The 18,386-nt window shown below is 40.3% G+C and carries 23 protein-coding genes; 6 read left to right on the plus strand and 17 right to left on the minus strand.

The features are described 5' to 3' along the window. Positions 1 to 363 precede the first annotated feature (363 nt). Positions 364 to 1,473, minus strand: a complete 1,110-nt coding sequence (gpr, locus tag ACIFOD_RS01005; protein ID WP_430313164.1) for a GPR endopeptidase — start codon at positions 1,471 to 1,473, stop codon at positions 364 to 366. Between the two features lie 202 nt (positions 1,474 to 1,675). Between gpr and rpsT the strand changes: the two genes are divergently transcribed. After that, positions 1,676 to 1,927 (plus strand): 30S ribosomal protein S20, encoded by a 252-nt coding sequence (rpsT, locus tag ACIFOD_RS01010; protein WP_113970640.1) that lies wholly within the window; start codon positions 1,676 to 1,678, stop codon positions 1,925 to 1,927. Between the two features lie 72 nt (positions 1,928 to 1,999). On the opposite strand, the gene holA is transcribed toward rpsT, so the two are convergent. Further along, positions 2,000 to 3,028, minus strand: a complete 1,029-nt coding sequence (holA, locus tag ACIFOD_RS01015; RefSeq protein WP_430313165.1) for a DNA polymerase III subunit delta — start codon at positions 3,026 to 3,028, stop codon at positions 2,000 to 2,002. A 293-nt stretch (positions 3,029 to 3,321) separates the two neighbouring features. Here holA and ACIFOD_RS01020 point away from each other — a divergent pair, with 293 nt between their 5' ends. Next, positions 3,322 to 3,456 (plus strand): YqzM family protein, encoded by a 135-nt coding sequence (locus tag ACIFOD_RS01020; RefSeq protein ID WP_113970642.1) that lies wholly within the window; start codon positions 3,322 to 3,324, stop codon positions 3,454 to 3,456. Positions 3,457 to 3,605: 149 nt separating this feature from the next. Here the strand turns inward: ACIFOD_RS01020 and ACIFOD_RS01025 are convergent, their stop codons facing one another. The 3 genes from ACIFOD_RS01025 to ACIFOD_RS01035 all read right to left on the minus strand — a co-directional run bounded on the left by ACIFOD_RS01025 (position 3,606) and on the right by ACIFOD_RS01035 (position 7,115). Next, on the minus strand, positions 3,606 to 5,873 hold the full coding sequence (locus ACIFOD_RS01025) for a DNA internalization-related competence protein ComEC/Rec2 (RefSeq protein ID WP_430313166.1): 2,268 nt from the start codon (positions 5,871 to 5,873) through the stop codon (positions 3,606 to 3,608). Beyond that, positions 5,866 to 6,429 carry a ComE operon protein 2 gene (locus ACIFOD_RS01030; RefSeq protein ID WP_428974849.1) on the minus strand — a complete coding sequence of 188 codons (564 nt, stop codon included), beginning with the start codon at positions 6,427 to 6,429 and terminating at the stop codon, positions 5,866 to 5,868. Before ACIFOD_RS01030 ends, ACIFOD_RS01025 begins: the two co-directional genes overlap by 8 nt. Positions 6,430 to 6,509: 80 nt before the next feature. Next, a complete protein-coding gene (locus tag ACIFOD_RS01035) occupies positions 6,510 to 7,115 on the minus strand; it encodes a helix-hairpin-helix domain-containing protein (protein WP_430313168.1) in 606 nt (201 codons plus the stop codon). Positions 7,116 to 7,195: 80 nt separating this feature from the next. Here ACIFOD_RS01035 and comER point away from each other — a divergent pair, with 80 nt between their 5' ends. Continuing rightward, positions 7,196 to 8,017, plus strand: coding sequence for a late competence protein ComER (comER, locus tag ACIFOD_RS01040; RefSeq protein ID WP_430313170.1), 822 nt, complete (start codon positions 7,196 to 7,198; stop codon positions 8,015 to 8,017). 124 nt (positions 8,018 to 8,141) lie between these two features. On the opposite strand, the gene ACIFOD_RS01045 is transcribed toward comER, so the two are convergent. Genes ACIFOD_RS01045 through ACIFOD_RS01080 form a run of 8 tightly spaced genes read right to left on the minus strand, consistent with a single transcriptional unit; the run spans position 8,142 to position 13,162 of the window. After that, complete coding sequence (locus ACIFOD_RS01045) at positions 8,142 to 8,888, minus strand: class I SAM-dependent DNA methyltransferase (protein WP_430313171.1); 747 nt, start codon at positions 8,886 to 8,888, stop codon at positions 8,142 to 8,144. Continuing rightward, a complete protein-coding gene (gene rsfS, locus ACIFOD_RS01050) occupies positions 8,889 to 9,242 on the minus strand; it encodes a ribosome silencing factor (RefSeq protein ID WP_397552131.1) in 354 nt (117 codons plus the stop codon). A gap of 4 nt (positions 9,243 to 9,246) precedes the next feature. Continuing rightward, a complete protein-coding gene (gene yqeK, locus ACIFOD_RS01055; protein WP_430313172.1) occupies positions 9,247 to 9,813 on the minus strand; it encodes a bis(5'-nucleosyl)-tetraphosphatase (symmetrical) YqeK in 567 nt (188 codons plus the stop codon). After that, positions 9,806 to 10,375 (minus strand): nicotinate-nucleotide adenylyltransferase, encoded by a 570-nt coding sequence (locus ACIFOD_RS01060; protein WP_430313173.1) that lies wholly within the window; start codon positions 10,373 to 10,375, stop codon positions 9,806 to 9,808. Before ACIFOD_RS01060 ends, yqeK begins: the two co-directional genes overlap by 8 nt. 11 nt (positions 10,376 to 10,386) lie before the next feature. Beyond that, positions 10,387 to 10,680: a ribosome assembly RNA-binding protein YhbY gene (yhbY, locus tag ACIFOD_RS01065; protein WP_113970651.1), complete on the minus strand. Its 294-nt coding sequence runs from the start codon at positions 10,678 to 10,680 to the stop codon at positions 10,387 to 10,389. Continuing rightward, positions 10,667 to 11,512 (minus strand): shikimate dehydrogenase, encoded by an 846-nt coding sequence (gene aroE, locus ACIFOD_RS01070; protein WP_430313175.1) that lies wholly within the window; start codon positions 11,510 to 11,512, stop codon positions 10,667 to 10,669. Before aroE ends, yhbY begins: the two co-directional genes overlap by 14 nt. A gap of 10 nt (positions 11,513 to 11,522) precedes the next feature. Further along, on the minus strand, positions 11,523 to 12,623 hold the full coding sequence (yqeH, locus tag ACIFOD_RS01075; RefSeq protein WP_113970652.1) for a ribosome biogenesis GTPase YqeH: 1,101 nt from the start codon (positions 12,621 to 12,623) through the stop codon (positions 11,523 to 11,525). Next, positions 12,620 to 13,162 carry a YqeG family HAD IIIA-type phosphatase gene (locus ACIFOD_RS01080; protein ID WP_397540958.1) on the minus strand — a complete coding sequence of 181 codons (543 nt, stop codon included), beginning with the start codon at positions 13,160 to 13,162 and terminating at the stop codon, positions 12,620 to 12,622. The genes yqeH and ACIFOD_RS01080 overlap by 4 nt, the downstream gene beginning before the upstream one ends. A gap of 439 nt (positions 13,163 to 13,601) precedes the next feature. On the opposite strand from ACIFOD_RS01080, the gene ACIFOD_RS01085 reads away from it, so the two are divergent. Then, the gene (locus ACIFOD_RS01085) at positions 13,602 to 13,742 is read left to right on the plus strand and encodes a sporulation histidine kinase inhibitor Sda (RefSeq protein ID WP_113970654.1); all 141 of its coding nucleotides are present in this window, start codon (positions 13,602 to 13,604) and stop codon (positions 13,740 to 13,742) included. 86 nt (positions 13,743 to 13,828) lie between these two features. Here the strand turns inward: ACIFOD_RS01085 and ACIFOD_RS01090 are convergent, their stop codons facing one another. Next, on the minus strand, positions 13,829 to 14,611 hold the full coding sequence (locus ACIFOD_RS01090; protein ID WP_430313176.1) for a phosphatidylserine decarboxylase: 783 nt from the start codon (positions 14,609 to 14,611) through the stop codon (positions 13,829 to 13,831). 227 nt (positions 14,612 to 14,838) lie between these two features. Between ACIFOD_RS01090 and pssA the strand changes: the two genes are divergently transcribed. Then, positions 14,839 to 15,378 carry a CDP-diacylglycerol--serine O-phosphatidyltransferase gene (pssA, locus tag ACIFOD_RS01095; RefSeq protein WP_397552126.1) on the plus strand — a complete coding sequence of 180 codons (540 nt, stop codon included), beginning with the start codon at positions 14,839 to 14,841 and terminating at the stop codon, positions 15,376 to 15,378. 70 nt (positions 15,379 to 15,448) lie between these two features. On the opposite strand, the gene ACIFOD_RS01100 is transcribed toward pssA, so the two are convergent. Further along, entirely contained in the window at positions 15,449 to 15,586 is a 138-nt protein-coding gene (locus ACIFOD_RS01100) for a hypothetical protein (protein ID WP_172655779.1), read from the minus strand. Between the two features lie 198 nt (positions 15,587 to 15,784). On the opposite strand from ACIFOD_RS01100, the gene sigK reads away from it, so the two are divergent. Continuing rightward, on the plus strand, positions 15,785 to 16,501 hold the full coding sequence (gene sigK / locus ACIFOD_RS01105) for an RNA polymerase sporulation sigma factor SigK (protein WP_430313178.1): 717 nt from the start codon (positions 15,785 to 15,787) through the stop codon (positions 16,499 to 16,501). A 504-nt stretch (positions 16,502 to 17,005) separates the two neighbouring features. On the opposite strand, the gene ACIFOD_RS01110 is transcribed toward sigK, so the two are convergent. Then, positions 17,006 to 17,146, minus strand: a complete 141-nt coding sequence (locus ACIFOD_RS01110) for a YrzI family small protein (RefSeq protein WP_181778201.1) — start codon at positions 17,144 to 17,146, stop codon at positions 17,006 to 17,008. A 907-nt stretch (positions 17,147 to 18,053) separates the two neighbouring features. Beyond that, positions 18,054 to 18,293, minus strand: a complete 240-nt coding sequence (locus tag ACIFOD_RS01115) for a YrhC family protein (protein ID WP_430313180.1) — start codon at positions 18,291 to 18,293, stop codon at positions 18,054 to 18,056. Between the last annotated feature and the right edge of the window lie 93 nt (positions 18,294 to 18,386).

The following is an 18,386-nucleotide window of genomic DNA, read 5'->3' on the forward strand; positions in this document are numbered from 1 at the left end:
GGGGAATCTATTATTTTTATATTGGTTGGCAAGGTGGGGGTGGGGTTCGATAGCTAGAGTGAGGTGTAGTGAGCTGAGTAGGAAATTTCAATTTTTGGAGGGAGAACTGCGATTTTTAAGGCAGAATAATCTTTTTCAGGTAAAGATCACTCCTTTTATCTATTATCTCCGGTGTCAGGGGCATATAAATTCCATTTTTTATAGAAATATTTCATCTGCATTTTTTGATATCGGCGAATTTTTCAATTTAACGGCGAAACTCCAAATATATCGGCGAAATGGTCTCTCTGCAATGAATCCACTACTAAAAAAACGCCTCAAGGATCATTAACCACCCCTAAGACGCTATCTTTCACCTGCCATCTACCTCGTCTGATATCCCGTATTCTCCTGGTCGACCGCATCATGCAGTGCGGCATTCAAGCCGCTTGCGATAAGGTTGGCCATATCTTCCATGAACACGTCGACTTCTTTAGGTGTGACCATCAGATTATGCCCGATGGGAGCCAATACTTCATGAATCAATTTTCGTTTTTCATGATCCTCGAGTGTTCCTACAATTCCCATGTAGGCTTGACGATGTTGTTCTTCCGGAAGATCTTCTTCTGTTAATTTCCTTCTCTCACCGAAGCTCAACCCTGCCGGTGCAAGGGATCTGGATGGACGGTCCCCTTCTCTCATTTCCTTTCCAAAATGCTTTAAAAGAAAGTCGACTGTATCACTTACGATCGTGACAGCATCAAGTACGGTCGGAACACCGATGGCAATAACCGGAACCCCTAACGTTTCCTGATCCAATCCTTTTCGCTTGTTCCCTACTCCTGACCCAGGATGGATGCCTGTATCCGAGATCTGGATGGTTGAATTGACACGCTCAATGGAACGGGATGCCAGGGCATCGATGGCGATGATGAAGTCGGGTTTGGATTTCTCCACTACTCCGAAAATGATATCACTCGTTTCAATACCCGTGAGCCCCATCACACCAGGCACGAGGGCACTGACCGGTCGATAGCCCTCCTCCACTGATTCCGGCTGCAGTTCAAAAAGATGTCTCGTCACAATGATATCTTCACAGACGCGCGGCCCTAATGAATCTGGGGTTACATTCCAGTTGCCGAGCCCAACAATTAAGCAGCTTGCATTTTTACTGATTTTATTATTAATTAAAAATTGATTAAATTCATTGGCAAATACTTTTTCAACTCTTTGTTGCAGTTCTGCATCTTCCTGGCGAATTCCATGGGCCTCGATGGTTAAGTAATTACCAGGTTTTTTACCGATTTTCTCTTCTCCTTCAGGTGTAACGGTGACAAGGGAAACTTTTACTCCATCTTCTTCTTTCTCTTTAATCATGACTCCTTGGATGGATGACGTATCTTCCGCCTTATCAGTGACGACCATTTCTCTTGCTTCAACGGCAAGATCGGTACGAATGGAATATTTACTATAATCGATTTCTTCGTTTTTCATTTCGGCTCTACCTCCAGGCTTGGGATGTTATCTACTATTTTTTTATGTTTACCTTTTTCGTATGTGTTCATTCACTCGTTTAATTTCACTACATAGTATTGCAATATCACTGTTCGTTTGATAAAATATCATTTGTTCTTATTGTTTAGGAATTTAAATCGAGTCACATAGAATCTCGATCCTTTTATAGGAGGTGACAGGAATGCCAAATATCAAATCAGCTATCAAACGTGTAAAAACTAACAACGAGCGCAACGCTCAAAACGCTGCTGTGAAATCTACAATGCGTACTGCTATCAAGAAAGCAGAAGCTGCAGCTGCTAACAGCGCAGATAACGCTAAAGATTTAGCAACAGAAGCGGTTCGTCAATTAGACAAAGCAGCTCAAAAAGGTCTTATCCACAAAAACGCTGCGGATCGTCAAAAGTCTCGCCTTATGAAAAAAGCGAACTAATTGAAAAAAACCACCTAGCCTTATGGCCGGGTGGTTTTTCTTTTGCTCTTTATTTTTCATTAAGGGGTGTCCTCAAGTAAAACTCTGATCATGAAGTTTAAAGAGAAACATTTCAATCATCAGCTCTTTTTTGATTTTTCCTGTTTTGATTTCATAATCTCCTTGAGACAGCAATTCGATGATATGGGCAAGTTGTTTATCGTTGAAGTGCTTTGCCTGACCTGCTGCAAGTTTCACTCTGAAAGGGTGTACTTTTAGGTAGGAAGCAATTTTTTGTTGCCCGTATCCTCTTCGTGATAGTTCCTTCGTTCCATATATCAGTCTGAACTGTCCTGCCAGGATCGATAGAATCTTCAACGGTTCTTCGTTTTGTTTGAGAAGATCGTAATAAATTCTCAATGCCTCATCAATTCTTCGGTGAACAACCTTATCCACTAATGTGAAAATGTTTTGTTCCAGGGACCGGGCTGTTAATCGTTCCACCACTTCCACATCGATTCTGTTTGTATCGCTTGCGTACAAAGAAAGCTTGTCCAGCTCCTGTGTCAGCATCATTAGGTTTGTTCCGGCGAGGGTGAGCAATAATTCAATGGCATCTTCATCTATTTTAACACTATTAGAGGCAGCCCGTTCTCTAACCCACGACTTTAATTCATGCTCGTTCAGCTTTTTGGCTTCTACGACTTCTGCCAGTTTTTTCAAGGACTTCGTAATCTTCTTACGTTCGTCCAATTTTTCGTAATTCGCTGTAATGACCAAGATCGTATAAGGAGCAGGGAATTGTATGTATTGTTCCAGTCGTTTAATATTGTGCTCTACCTTCTCTTTTGTTTTATCAGCTGTCAAGAATACAGGGTTTTGTAGGATGACGACCCTTTTCTCCCCCATAAATGGAAAGGTTTCTGCATCTTCTATCGCCACTTCCACAGGAGTTTCCTCCAGATCATAACTGGAAAAATTAAAATCCATTTCTTCCTCTGAAAGGGCACTTGAAACAATTCTTTGTTTCGTTTCATTAATAATAAATGACTCATTTCCGTAAACTAAATATATAGCTGCGAATTGAGATTTCTCTATTTTCTTCCAAGTATCAATAACCAAGTCAGCACTCTCCATTAATTCTTTTCTCTACTCTATGGTAAAAAAGCTTTTTGGTTTTGACAAGGGGTAAAGGGGACATCCGTCAAATGGGACACCCCCTATATCTATATTAACGTTAACGGAGAAGACCTAGGAACCTTTTCCGAAAACGGTATTTCCTTTGTAATGATTAGTGTCACCCCCTTTCAGGAACTTATAGGTGACAACTCTTGTCAGTAAAGGAAAAAGTAAAGTGAAGTATAGATTTTTCAGTAGCGATGTTCTATACTAGAATAGAAATAGGAGGGGTAGTTGTGAACCAATTTGAAAAGAATGTACAATCAAAAAGAAATGATGCAGTAGATTCAGGCGTTGGGTTTATTGTTTCTTTTGGATTCTTTGCGACAATGTTCGTTATTGCAACTGTTATTAAGTTTATCGGCTCTTAATGAATATAGGAGGCAGACCTTAAAGATTCCGGTTTCTTCAACTTCCATATATGGTACTGATGTATCATACAGATGGCTTGAAGGTGCCTGACTTCTTGTAGCAGGTCTGCCCCTTTTTCATTAGCGCTTAATTTGTTTTGTCATACATCCTATGGCAGGTGGGCTGAAAACGTTCCTTTTTTATCCCAGAATCGATAGGTGATCGCCCCATTTTCTCCTGTGCTATATATAGTTATTCCTCTTCTCTTCAATCGTTCCACTACTTCAGGATGAGGATGGCCAAAGCGATTGGTTTCACCCACAGAAATAACCGCCACAGACGGTTTCGTGTCAACGAGGAACTCTTCGGTTGTACTCGTATTACTCCCATGATGCCCCACTTTTAACACATCAATCGGCAGATCGAAGTTTCGGATGAACTCATTCTCTCCTTGCTCTTCTAAATCTCCAGTAAATAACCATTTCAATGACCCGATTTCTCCATATAACACAATGGAATCATTATTTCCTTCATACTCTTCATCCTGCGGAGAAACAATATGCAATCCATCTTTATCACCAGCCCAGCTGTATGGATACCAGGCTTCTTTAACAGGAACTCTCTTTTGTACGGCGATTTTCATGATTTTCTTCATTTCGCCTTTCTCGTCGCTGTTAGGGCTAATCAGGACTTCCTTCACTTTCATTTCCTTAAGAACCGCTGCTGATCCGCCAATATGATCGAGATCTCCGTGTGTTAAGATCAAGGTGTCAATGGACGTGATGCCTTTACTTTTCAAAATAGGAACGACGATATCTTCCCCTACAGAAAAACGACTCTTTCTCTCTTCCCATTCTGCTTTCGAAAACTGCACTTCCCCACCTGTATCGATCAGATAGGTTCCTCGATTGTACGGCAGCTTGATCAATGTAGCATCACCTTGCCCAACATCCACAAATACAATCTCTCCATATGGATTATAGGTGTTGATGAGCACGTGAGTGGATGCCCAGAAAATCAAAAGAAGACCGGAAAGCATATATTTCCTCTTTTCAAACCAAACAAACACAATATAAATAGCGATGAGGTAACCAATCAATAACAAAAATGGAGGCTTTCCCATCACAATGGTGCTGAATGGAAAAGAAGCGATAAAGGTAGAAACCCATTGTATTCCATCCAAAAGATGTTTATGGAGCAGTATCAACCACTCAACTGACAGAATATAGACGATGATGGTCATGGGAAGAACAATGAATGAGAAGAGGGGTACATAAAGAAGATTCGTGAGAAAGCCCAGTAAAGAAAATTCATAGAAATGATAGAGGATGATCGGCAGCGAAGACAGCTGGGCAACGAGTGTTACTTTCACCAATTGTGCAATGGATGAGGAAGTATTTAGAATAACGCCTGAAGAAACTACAATAGAAAAACTCACCATAAATGACAGCTGAAACCCAACATTGAATACAGAATATGGATCATATAAAACCAACATCACAAATACAATGGACAAACTGTCGATTGTACTTAACTTACTTGCCACTTTTCTACTGAGGAGAATCACGATCAGCATGGAGGATGCCCTCATCACGGAAGGAGATGCCCCCGTCAGTACGATGTAACATAGGAGAAAAACAATCCCGATCCATGTCACCGATTCCTTTGTGACGCTGATCCTCAAAAGACAATAGTAAAGAATCGCAAAGACCAACCCAACGTGCAGGCCTGAAATTGCCAGTAAATGAACGACACCCAGCTCTCTGAATGCCTTCATCGTGTCTTCTGCAATCATCCCAGTTTCTCCAAACAGTAACGCTTGGGTCACTCCTACTGTTGAAGATGGAAATTCCCTTTCGATTTTTTTCAATCCATTGAATCTCAGATTTATGAGGGCATGCTTCCATGTACTTTTATCTGCACACTTCTCGAATACGTTTACGCCAAGAACCCAATACACTCCTCGATGAGCCAAATAATTTTTATAATGAAACAGGTTTGGATTTTTATTCGGTTTGGGTTCTGTGAACTGCCCCTTCACTTTACATACAAAACCGGGTTTCACATATTGGAATTTTCGTTTTTCTTCCTCTGTAGAGAAATAATAGCGAATGAGAACCTTCTCTTTCTTTATTTGAGCGAGGGTGACAAAGGAATTCCCATCGATGGCCGGAATGTCATTGATCACAATTTGAAAGTCGACCGTTTCAGGTTCTGATGTCAGAACGGTTTTCTGTCTCTTTTCTTGAATAGTGGTGTTGAGAAAGGAAATAAAGAGGAATACGAGGCAGAGAAAAAGGATGGTGAAGGTCATTTTTCTGAGGAAAAGGGATACCAGAAGCAGAGCAAGAACGACGGCACCCCAATGGAATTGAAGTGCCAGTAATGTTCCTGAAAGTACTGAAATCGCGGGATAGAGGTATAATCCTCTATTCATTAAATAATTTTATGTATTCTTGTTCATAGTAAGCGAGCTTCTCGTCTTCGGCACCTTGCTTTCTCAAGTCTTCGATTAATTGAAGCATCATGGAGGCTTTTTCTTTGTGCTTTACGTCGATGCTGCTTTCTTGAAAGGGCACTTTCTCTACATGGACGTTTGCCTTTTGGAAAAGTTCAATGGCGTAAGGATGATTTTTATAATCTTTTGCATAATAAACCGTTTTGATTCCTGCCTGGATAAGAGCCTTACAGCATTGAAGACAAGGGAAGTGAGTAACATAAATATCCGCATTCTCCGTTCCGACCCCAAACTTTGAACATTGTAGCAGGGCATTCATTTCGGCATGTATGGTTCTCACGCAGTGATTGTCAATCACATAGCACCCTTCATCAATACAATGATCCCCTCCTGCAATGGAGCCGTTATAGCCTCCTGCAATGATTCGTTTTTCACGAACGATGGTTGCCCCCACCGCCAGTCTTGTACACGTGCTGCGCAGGGCAAGGAGCTGACTTTGGGCCATAAAATATTGATGCCAAGCGATTCTTTCCATCACCATTCCCCCTTCTATGTTTTTAGCTGCATTTTCATTTGCTTGTTTAAGTGTATAAAGACTTTCTATGTTTCGTCAATTCATTGAACATAAATATATTCTTTTAATTTCTCAAACGTTTTTTCTCCGACTCCAGAGATGTTTTGAATCTCTTCTATAGCTGCAAATGGACCATGTTTTTCCCGATATTGGATAAAGGTTGATGCTTTCGCAGGGCCAATTCCGGGCAGTGTTTCGAATTCCTGTTGAGTGGCTGTATTAATGTTGATTCTATCCTTTGCTGAATCGGTCCCAGGCATGGAAGGAGCCAGCCCGGGCATTTCTATTTCTCCGACTTTAGGGACATAAATCATCATTTCGTCTGATACCTTTACCGCTAAATTGATCACTTTCTTATCTGCTTCCGGGGTGAAACCACCGGCTCGATCGATCACAAACTTCAACCTGTCTCCCTGCCTGACTTCATATAATCCAGGTTTAACAACCTCTCCCTTTACGTCTACAAATACTTTTTCGACTATTTTCAATTTTTCAGGCTCCTTTTCTTTTTTAACGGGAGCGGCTGTAAAAGAAGCTTCTTTTACAGGAGCGGCGGAAGCACTTTTTAAAATATATGCAATCAGGACAATGGCACAAATGACAAGAATTACAAGAACCGTTCTGTATTTTTCAATTAGGGACTGCACAGGAAATCACCTCAGGTGGAATATTCATTGAAAGGAATTCATAAGTTTTAGGAGAGAGTGTGATAGAAGGAGGGCTGCACATGAAAGTGGGTATCATTGGCACAGGGAACATGGGGAAAATCATTATTGAAGCTCTCATTGAATCAAAGGCGATTTCTCCTTCACATCTTCATATTACGAATCGTTCATTAAAAAAAGCCAAGGATATAAAGGAAAAATGGAATAAAGTGAATGTCAGCCATTCAAATGAAGAAGTGATCAAGTTATCTGACTTAATCTTCATATGCGTGAAACCTCATGATGTTTATGATGTGATTCAGGAGAATAAAAAAAGTTTTACCAGGGATAAATGCGTAGTTTCAATAACCAGTCCAGTAAGTGTGGAACAATTAGAATCAATCCTGACCAGTTCCTGTGCCCGATTCATTCCAAGCATTACGAATCGTGCATTAAGCGGAGTGTCACTTTTAACGTATGGAAGTCATTGTTCAGATAAATGGAGGCAGGATTTAATGACATTGGTTGAGCATATCTCCACACCGGTGGTCATTGATGAAAATGTGACACGAGTGGCTTCTGACATTGTCAGCTGTGGACCTGCTTTTTTCAGTTATGTTACACAGAGGTTTATTAACGCTGCTGCAGAAGTGACAGAAATTGATAGGGAAACGGCCACTGTTTTAGCTTCTGAAATGCTTGTTGGTCTTGGGGACTTATTGAAGAAAAATATCTATACATTACCGACACTTCAAGAAAAAGTTTGTGTAAAAGGTGGAGTGACTGGAATAGGTATTTCCGTAATGGAAAGAGAGCTGGGAGATGTTTTCGAGAAATTATTTGAAGCCACGCAGGAAAAGTTCGTGGATGATATCGAAGGAACGAAATCACAATTTGGAGTCTAGCGAGGCTCCTTTTTTATATTTCGACACGAATTGATTTTTTCCTTCTTTTTTCAAAAAAAATTTTATAAAAAACCATAAATAAAAGCCGGACCATTCTCTTTTTTAGAGACGGTCCGGCTTTTTATCATTTCTTCTTACACGTAAAGAAAATTCTTTCGCTATGGTCTGCAGGGGCTTCTTCTGTGAAGTCTGCAGAGACGTTCAACACTTCGAACCCTGCATCCTTCAACCATTCCTTTAAGGTCAGAATGGGGTATGTGCGCTGTTTGTGAAGCTCTTCTACTCTTTCGTACTGATTCGTTTCCTCATCTTTCACGAAAAAAGTCAGCTCATGCTCTACACTATTGGGAACTTCTCCAGGGAAGCAATCCCAAATGTACGAGACATGTTCATCGGTCAGGGTAAACGTCTGGTTTATAAATATTTGCGTCATTTTATAAATGGAATGCACATCAAATAAGAATAAGCCATCCTGCTTAAGATGAGCATATACACTTTTGAACGTATTTTCCACGTCCTTTTCGTCTTCCAGGTAATTCAGGGAATCACAAAAAATCGTAATAAGGTCGTATTCACCAAGGGAATCAAGCTTTGACATATCCTGTTGAAACAGATTAAGCTTTACGTTCATTTCTAAAGCCTTTTCCTGAGCTACCATCAGCATATCCTGGGAAAGATCGACGCCTGTCACATCGTAGCCATCCCGGACAAGGCGCAGCGATAATTCCCCGGTGCCACAAGCAATGTCAAGGACGCTATCCCCTTGGATTGAATAGGCTTTAGCCTGTTTATTGACAAACTCCAACCAGCCGTCGTATGGGACGTCCTGCATTAAATAATCGTATACATAAGCAAAACGTTCATAACTCATTTAGCGACTCTCACCTTGTCCAACTTCGACGAAGGATGCATCTCCCCATAAACGCTCTAGATTATAGTAGCCTCTTTCCTCTTTATGGAACACGTGAGCAACGACATCACCTAAGTCAACTAAAATCCAGCGTGCTTGATCAAAGCCCTCCAACCGTTTGACCGTATAGCCGTTTTCCTCTGCTCTGTCCTTTAATTCCCGTGCAATGGCCTGCACCTGTTTGTCTGAGTTCCCGTGACAGATCAGAAAATAATCCGCAATTAAAGAAACACCTTTCATATCTAATACAACAATATCTTCAGCACGTTTATCATCAGCGGCATTAAACGCTAATTCTACTAAATTTTGTTCCATTCCTTCATCTCCTCTTGTTTAAAATTAATCCGTTATAAAAGCGGAATGTATCCGGGTAGATCGCTTGATTTTTTTTCATAAGAAACGTCATTGTATTTTGAAGTGCCTTCAACAGCCCTTGATCTAATGACTCTTTGGCGAGTTCCCTCACTTCTTCCACCCCGGGAAATTGACGATTCGGCTCGATGTAATCAGCTAAATAGATTACTTTGTCCAGGATGGTCATTTCTTCTTTTCCCGAAGTATGGTACCGGATGGCATTTAATATATCTTCATCCTGTATACCAACTTCACGCTCTACAAGTAACGCTCCTACCGGTGCATGCCAAAGCTCGCTATTATACAGTAAAAGATCCTGAGCCAGCTTCTCTTCTACAATGATTGTTTGCATTTCCTGTTTATCCCGGAATTTCGCATAGTCATGGAAAATCGCCGCTATTTCCGCCTTTTTCTCATCAGCTCCATATCGCTTTGCAAGCTCTATGCTTGTTTCCATGACTCCACAAGTGTGTATATAACGATGTTCCGTTAAATGTTCTTTCACGATTTCCAAGGCTTTTTCCCTATTCATACAATTTCTCCTCCTTTATGAATCGATACACATCGTCGGGGACTAAGTAGCGTACCGATTGCCCCAGTTTCACTGTGTTGCGAATGTAGGAAGAAGAAATATCAATGGCCGGTACTTCAATCAATTGAACATTAAACGCAGTGTCATGTGAATAGGAAGGACGATTAACACCAATGAAGCTGACCATTTCCTGAAGTTCCTCTATCCGGTACCACTTCGGTAGATATTCAATCATATCCCCGCCTATGATAAAAGAGAACTCGGTATTCTCTTCCCTCTCGGTTAATAGCTTGATGGTGTCGTAAGTGTATGAGGCACCCTCTCTTTCAAGTTCAATCCGTTCAATGGAAAAGTGAGGGTTACCCTTTATCGCGTTTTGCAGCATGAAGAGACGCTGTTCTACTGATACACTTTCATCCGCCTGTTTATGAGGAGGAACGTGATTCGGAAGAAATCGTATTTCATCCAAATCCGCTTTCATTAAAACTTGTTCTGCAATAACCAAGTGGCCCATATGAGGAGGATTGAATGTCCCCCCCAGGAGTCCAACCTTTTTCTTCATTTTATCAATCCTTATCGTGGGAGGATTAATTGCTTGTTTTCTTTCGATTCCTTGTATAGGACAATGGTATTTCCAATGATTTGGACAATTTCCGCCCCTACTCCTTTGGATAACTCGTCAGCAATTTCGGACTTATCCATATCACAGTTTTGAAGAATACTGATTTTCATCAATTCTCTTACTTCAATCGCTTCTCCGATTGTTTTGATCATATTTTCATTGACTCCGCCTTTTCCTACTTGGAAAACCGGATTTAAATGATGTGCTTCTGAACGTAAATATCTTTTTTGTTTACCTGTTAACATGTTGACCTCCTAGTTGTTGTAAAACGATGTTTTTCATAATCGAATATGGTGGAAAGATTCCCGTCCACTTTTCAAATGAAAGGGCTCCCTGATACACAAACATATCAAGACCATTTTGAGTACGGGCACCTTTCTGTTTCGCCTGCTTCAATAATGCTGTTTCCAAGGGATTATAGATAATGTCACTAACGATGGATCCCTCTTTCAACTCTTGGATCGTTACTGGACTGACTTCTATATGAGGAAACATTCCGATAGATGTTGTATGGATGATCACATCATATTGGTCCAATGCGTTTTCAGCAGCTTCTAGAGATAGAAACCCTGAGTTCAAATCGAAAGGGCAAGCTTCCATCATCTTTTCAGCTCTCAGTGCCGTCCGGTTGGTCACATCGATTCTCTTCACTCCAAGAGAAGCAAGGGAATAATAAATGGCTTTCGCAGCACCACCGGCACCGATGATCAGCATCGATTTATCTTCAAGTGGTTCATCTGCTATATTTTTCAAGCCTTCCACAAATCCAAGACCGTCTGTATTATAACCGATCAGCTTGCCATTTTCATTGACAATCGTATTCACTGCCCCGATTGCCTCGGCCAATGGATCGATTTCATCTAAAAGAGGCATGACATGTTCCTTATGTGGAACTGTCACATTCACTCCATGTATTCCTAGCGCTTTAATTCCATTAAGAGCCTCGGAAAGCTGCTCTTTTTTCACGTGAAATTTCACGTAAGCAGAATCCACGCCACATTCTTGGAACGCGGCATTATGCATCTGGGGAGACATAGAGTGGGCAATCGGATCTCCTATAACACCATAAAGAGCCACAGAATCCCTCCTAGATTAATGACTTTCTCAAGAAAACACTAACGCCTTTAGGAACATGGGCAGCAATGGTCGCCCCAGCGTCATTTACGGTAATCCATCCTAAACCTGAGAAGACGATATCCGTTTTTGCTTCTTTAATTCTGAATTCATGCCTCACAAGTGGAGGGAATGTGCCCATATCATCTTTTCTTGGCGGCTGTAATAGCTCACCTGCATGGTTCTTATAGAGATCATCGGCTTTTTCAATCTTTGTGCGATGAATGGATAGCTCATTTGAGAAATAGCAGGTAAATGCCTGACGCTCACCAGCCATGAAGTCAAAGCGTGCCAGCCCACCGAAGAACAAGGTTTGTTCTGGATTCAACTGGAAGGTTCTCGGCTTGATTTCTTTCTTGGGAGTAATGATTTTCAAATCCTGTTTATCAACAAAATGGGCCATCTGATGATGATTGATAATTCCCGGCGTATCTATGAGTGACTCTTCGTCATCAAGTGGAATTTGAATCATATCGAGAGTGGTGCCAGGGAAGTGAGATGTCGTAATGACATCTTGTTCTCCTGATACATGCTTGATAATACGGTTTATGAACGTTGATTTCCCTACGTTTGTACACCCTACTACATACACGTCTTTCCCGTTTCGATAATGTTCAATCGCTTCGATCGCTTCGGTAATTCCCTGACCTTTTGCGGCACTCACTAACTGAACATCAATAGGCTTTAACCCTAATTGACTTGCTTCATGCTTCATCCAATGAATGAGCTTGGAGGGTTTCACTGACTTTGGAAGCAGATCCACTTTGTTTCCAATGAGCAGAATCGGGTTAGATCCCACGAAACGATGCAGTCCAGGCAGCCAGCTCCCATTGAAATCGAATATATCGACGATTTTGACTATCAACCCTTCTGAATCACCAAGTTCATTTAAAATTTTCAAGAAGTCATCATCCGTTAAAGGGACATCCTGGACTTCATTATAATGCTTTAATCTAAAGCAACGTTGACAAATAATCTCTTCTTTTTGAAGAGCGGAAGGAGGTGCATACCCCATCCCTTCCTTATTCTCCGTCTGGATTTCAACGCCACATCCTATACATACAACTTGACTCACTTTTTATCCTCCCACTCAAGCATGCCTTTACGCTTGAAAAACTTCATTATTCTTCGTTCTACACGACGATTGAACTTTGTGATGAACCCATCTGATTGTGCAACGGGAACAACCAGTATCGTATGGAAGCCGTTTCGATTTCCACCTAAAACATCCGTTAACAGCTGGTCTCCAATGACTACCGACTCTTCCTTCTTGACACCCATTTCCTGAATCGCCCTTTTAAAAGCACGTCCCATTGGCTTACGGGCCTGGAAGATAAACGGAACACCCAAAGGCTCTGCAAATGCTCCCACCCGGTTTTGGTTATTATTGGACACAATGGTCACAAGGATTCCATGCTCCTGCATTTCTTTAAACCATTGGATTAACTTAGGGGTGGCATTGGGACGATCCCATTCCACTAACGTATTATCTAAATCTGTAATGATCGCTTTAATTCCTTTTTCTTTTAGATACTCCGGTCTGATACTGAAAATATCCTGAACCTGTTCATCGGGTAAAAATTGCTTTATCACTTGCAGCACCTCAAATTTCATTATCATTTATATACTCTAATGTTTACTTTTCTTCTTAGTCGTATAGCTCCACGTTCATTGTTTCTGCGGATACCTATTCTCTCTATAGTATCTTTTAACCTATAACAGATTAATGATAACCAATTTTCCCTGCAGATTCAAAATAAATCACATATATTCCTGGAATTCCATAAATATTCCCAAGGAGAATAAATATTTTTCGACAAATTTCCAGATGCTTTCATGGTTGTGGATAACCTTATTCACATTATACAAGACATAAACATCGCTTATTTACCAGTTATATACAAGTTAGTCACAACTTATCCACCGTGAACTGTGGATAACGGAACGCTTGTTCTGAAAAAACAAATTTGGTAAAGTTTAATTACTACTTAAAAACGTACTGACATTATGTTTCGAAATACAAAAAAGATGATGATTATTGGAGGTGGCATTAATGAGGAAATTATCGGACGAACTGTTGATTGATTCTTATTTCAAAGCGTTGGAGTTGAAACTCAATACAGAATTCATTCGCCTCATCGAAATGGAAATTCACCGTCGATCTCTTACTAATAAAATAAAAGCTTCATCGTAGAATACTAACATGAAATGGGACGGATTTGTTTAAAATCCGTCCTCTTTTTTATATAAGGATGTTTTCGTAATCTTTAGAAAGCAGCGTTATTTAATGAAATCTCCAATCGTTTCCCCGACCGTCACATTTCTAGGTACTTCTTTATTCTGCTCGAATCGGAACGTACCTTTTTCAAAAAGGAGAATGACGGTGGAGCCGAAGCTGAAGTATGCGACTTCCTCGCCTTGTGTCCATTCTTTCCTCTCATGGACATAATCAACGCTGTTGACAAACATGGCCCCTACTTTTACGACAGCTACTTTCCCTTTTACATGCTTCAGCTCCGTAATAGAGCGGAAGTTTTTTGAAAGGGCTTCTTTTCCGTACATCAATCCCAGCTCGTTGACGGGGTAAGAGTGTTGCCCAAGTGACCACCGCTTTAGAATCGCGCCTGACACGGGGCTGTGAATACGGTGATAATTCGCAGGACTTAAATAAAATACCGCGAATTCTCCCCCACTATAATCAGAAGCTTTCCCTTCACTACCAAGCATATCAAGGATGGAGTAGGGCTTTCCTTTCACTTCAATAACAAGATCATCGGAAATGCTGCCGGTTTCGGCCAATAATCCATCCACTGGACTGACCGCTTGTTTCTCGCTATATTTTACAATCCTTGCATTTTCTTTCAGGTTTCTTATAAAGAAATCATGTAGCGTTTTATAGTCAGATACTTGACCTTCTATTTCATCCACGTTTATTTTGTACGTTTTGATGAATGATGAAATAAATGGCCGACTCAAAGGAGACTGTACAAATTTCCTGATCATATAAGAAGACCATCTTTTATTTGTTAGTTCGATAAATAGTCGATAAATCGATTGCTTCATTAATATCCCTCACAAATTTCTAAAAAACGATTAACTTTAACAGTTTAATAAGTATATAATAAAATATTATTATATACTATATTTATAAGAATCTTTTTTCACTGTGGAATTTAACATATATTGTTATTACCTTTCCAATTGTATCTACAAACGTGTGTAAAGCGAATATGTTAGCCAGAAAACATGTTCAGTAGTGAACAAACTTATTCAAAGGGAGTGAGTGATGATTGTTTCTCTCCGAAGTCGTCGATCAAACATTTAAAAAGCTTAAAAGTCAAACGGCCAACCTCATTACTTTGTCCAACTTATCATTAGGTGGATTTGCTATTATTTCTATACTTCATAACCAATTAAACCTGAGCTTGTTATTGATTTTCATCGCTGCCTTAACAGACCGCTTCGATGGGATGGTGGCAAGGAAAATGCACATTGAGTCAGAGTTAGGGAAACAGCTGGATTCCATGAGTGACATCATTTCATTCGGCATTGCCCCTGCCCTGCTCCTGTATATATCCGTTCTTAATCAGTATGACTTTCCCGGGATGTTTTTCACCATATTCTATATAGGGTGTGGCGCTTTTCGGTTAGCCCGCTTCAATATTTCAGAGAACGATGGCTACTTCACGGGATTGCCGATCACCGTAGCCGGATGTTTACTGACCCTGTGCTACCTGGCTATCCCGTTTGTTTCAGGTGTGCTGATTTTATGTATGACAATCACTCTGGCTGTATTAATGATCAGCCCTTTTACATTGAAGAAGATGTAAGGAGTATGACAGAGCCCTGTTCACAAGGTGAACAGGGCTCTGTCATGTTATAAATGTTGTGCTTGTCAGGCTAACAGTTATTGTAGTACCACCATCCACCAAATAGGAAAAGTAAGATTAGTAATACAACGACTAGAGCGAAGTAGAATCCGCCACCACCATAATAACCTGGATAGACTGGTCCATAACAAGGGTATCCATACGGCATTGCAATACCTCCTCACCTACTTTTACTACTAGTATATGTTCATAGGGAAATAGCGTATAGGCAGTTTCCAACATTATTACCCGAATCCTCCGGAAAGAAAGTTAACGATTTCTTTGATTACTTTCCAGGGACATGCAAGGACATCCCTTTCGAAACATATGAATGAGTATAGGCTTAAGTCCTCATGGAGGTGTGAATATGTCTGGAATTCTAACGGCACTGGGGTATTTCTTCAAAGAGTTAATTTTCCTCGTTTCTTACGTAAAGAACAATGCATTCCCTCAACCTCTATCAGCAGCGGATGAACGAAAATATTTAAGGCTGATGGCAGAAGGAGATGAGCATGCCCGAAACATGCTCATTGAACATAACCTGCGATTGGTTGCTCACATCGTCAAGAAATTTGAAAACACAGGCGAAGATCCAGAAGATCTGATATCCATCGGGACCATCGGATTGATAAAGGCAATTGAAAGTTATTCAGAAGGCAAAGGCACGAAGCTTGCTACCTATGCGGCACGTTGTATCGAGAATGAGATCCTTATGCATCTTCGTGCTCTCAAGAAAACGAAAAAAGATGTCTCTCTTCACGATCCTATCGGTCAAGATAAAGAAGGAAACGAAATCAGCTTAATTGATATCTTAAAGTCCGAGAGTGATGATGTCATCGATACGATTCAATTAAGTATGGAGCTTGAAAAGGTAAGAAAATACATTTGTGTATTGGACGAGAGGGAAAAAGAAGTGATCGTCGGGCGATTCGGATTAGACTTGAAAGAGGAAAAAACCCAACGGGAAATTGCCAAGGAATTAGGAATCTCAAGAAGCTATGTATCACGAATCGAGAAAAGGGCACTCATGAAGATGTTTCATGAATTTTATCGCGAGGAAAAAGAAAAACGGAATAAATCATAAAAAAAGCGATCCAGACTCGGATCGCTTTTTTTATTCTCTATTCAACACTGACTTCAGCGGCAATAATCAGACCAATCACAGATGTTACGACCAGACCCATTATCATTGAAAACATCGTAATCTCACTCCCTCTTTAGCAGTCATAACTACCTGCTCTTCTTACTATTAATGTATCACGAAAACCTGCATATTCCCCTCTCATTCGTGAACAACTTATTACTAAAGATTGACAGAACTGTGTCTTCCTTATCCCGTCGTAACCACTATAAAAATAAAGGAGGACACCCGGCAAAAAAAGGGTATCCTCCTCATTCATTCTATTTCGTCTCCTGCTTCTTCTTTTTATGGAAGAAAGCCGACCAAAAAACAATATTTAAAAACATCGTTTCACCCACCTTTTGTTTCGTTAGGCAGTATCCTTCTCTACCCATAGCGCATTAAGCATTTTCTCCTGAACATAAATCATATTTCATTCTCCTCTCCATTATTTAGATATCATTGGAATTAGAACATTTGCGACATGTATTGGTTCTTGGTTTTTGTTTCTTCATAGGATTTTGAAACCGTTTCATTGTGCGTCGCTTCTTCAAACGTTTCTTGTTTCTTATTGAACGTTACCGTTATAAATAAAAGATTAAGTGTCATTACGTATCACCCCTTTCAAAGTGCCCCGTGAGCTACAAGGCATACTAAAGAGCCACAAAGAGACCGATCCTTGTGGCACAAAAAAGCCACAGGAACCTACATTCTCCCTGTGGCTATCATTTAATGGATTTAAAATTAAGCGTAAAACATCCCACAAGTGGTCGAATGATGAAAACAATATGAAGTTGTGTCTTTTTTTCCATTAAGCACGAACATGTTCTTCGACCTCCTTCTTGTGATTTTTTTCTTACATTGGTTAGTATATCCAATTTTTACAGTAAAGTAAACCACTTTCCCCATTATTTTTTCTACAAATTTCCACATGGTTCTAGAATGTTCTTTTTTCAGGTTTATGATTTTAAAACATCTGATCTGCCGGTGCTCTGTCAATGAGTATTGTGCTTGATGGTGAGGGGAACTGCTTCGCTTGCAGCTAGTGTTCGGCCGAGCCTCCTCAGCTTAGCCGAACGGGGTCTCTGCACGACCGTTCTTCCGCAGGAGTCTACGCAGTTCTCCTCACCATCTATAATAGATTTTCGTGACAGAGCTTAAAGATCAGAATAACAAATATAGAATGTATAGGATATCAATTCCAATGATTCAATGTGGCAATAAGAAGAGTAAACATTGATTAATGACCGGTTTATGAGTTACCAATAGATGTTTTGTGCTTTCTTTGCAGATAGTTTTTTTAGAAACAAATTCTCTTCAATAGGAACTATTTTTGATTACAAAAAATAAATAGCACAGAGTGGATTGGAGCGGAAAGTAACGGTCAGGGTTTTCGCACTTCACTCATATAAAAAATGAATTTACTTTTTGGGAATCTATTCAAAACTCACCGCCAGCACCCTTTGAAAACGACATGAAAAAAACGAGTCCTCAATGAGAACCCGCTTTACATGATCTATTCATCTATAGATTGCATATCTTTTTTGTATTTGATCGCTTTTGTAAAAAATACAAGTGACAATCCGAGTAAAACAACGGTCCCTGTCATGAGGGTGATCGTTTTACTTGGTGTGACGGTTTCGGTTGGAATAATAACCCCTAAATACATAAAGACACTAAGTGCAAGTAGCGTAAAACCAAATCGCTTGAAGTCGTTCATTTTTTGTTGAATGGTTCTCATTTTTGCGTTCTTCATGTGTATTCACCTACTTTAGAACTAGTAAACTCTCATTCTATGGTAACATATTAACTCATGTCAGCTACCATGTAATTGATACCAGTTCTGCCA

It is taken from the genome of Rossellomorea sp. NRS-1567 (assembly GCF_050467885.1).
Classification (GTDB): domain Bacteria; phylum Bacillota; class Bacilli; order Bacillales; family Bacillaceae_B; genus Rossellomorea; species Rossellomorea aquimaris_C.